At 39.3% G+C, this 473-nt stretch carries 1 pseudogene; it reads left to right on the top strand.

Annotated elements, in window-relative coordinates:
* A pseudogene (locus tag ACEO2X_RS14165) lies at positions 1-466 on the top strand (IS30-like element IS18 family transposase); the annotation flags it as partial.
* Positions 467-473: the final 7 nt, after the last annotated feature.

The raw sequence follows: 473 nt of genomic DNA, 5'->3' as shown, positions 1-473 counted from the left end.
ACGTTTAGGAGATTTCGAAGGTGACACGGTGATTGGTAAACATCATAAAGGTGCTTTATTGACTCTCGTTGATCGAAAGAGCCTGTATGTACATATTGTTCATTTAGGGTCAACGAGAGAATCCTCTCAAACGATTACTTGTGCATTAGATCGTTTACAAATGAGCCATGCTTATAGTGTGACATTTGATAATGGCAAAGAATTTTCCGAACACAAAAGAATTACTGATGCTGGCATAGAGACGTATTTTGCTGATCCTTACAAGTCTATTCAGCGAGCTAGAAATGAAAATACGAATGGTTTAATCCGGCAATATCTGCCAAAATCATCATCGTTTGATGACGTGTCAAACGAACAAATAGAGCAGATAGAATTTGCACTCAACCATCGTCCTAGAAAAACACTAGGTTGGTATACACCGAGTGAAGTTATGGCTGGTTTTTATACTGTTGCACTTGCCGCTTGAATCCGCC

The organism is Acinetobacter sp. AL9 (assembly GCF_041464035.1).
Classification (GTDB): domain Bacteria; phylum Pseudomonadota; class Gammaproteobacteria; order Pseudomonadales; family Moraxellaceae; genus Acinetobacter; species Acinetobacter towneri.
This window is presented reverse-complemented; position numbering and strand designations above follow the sequence as displayed.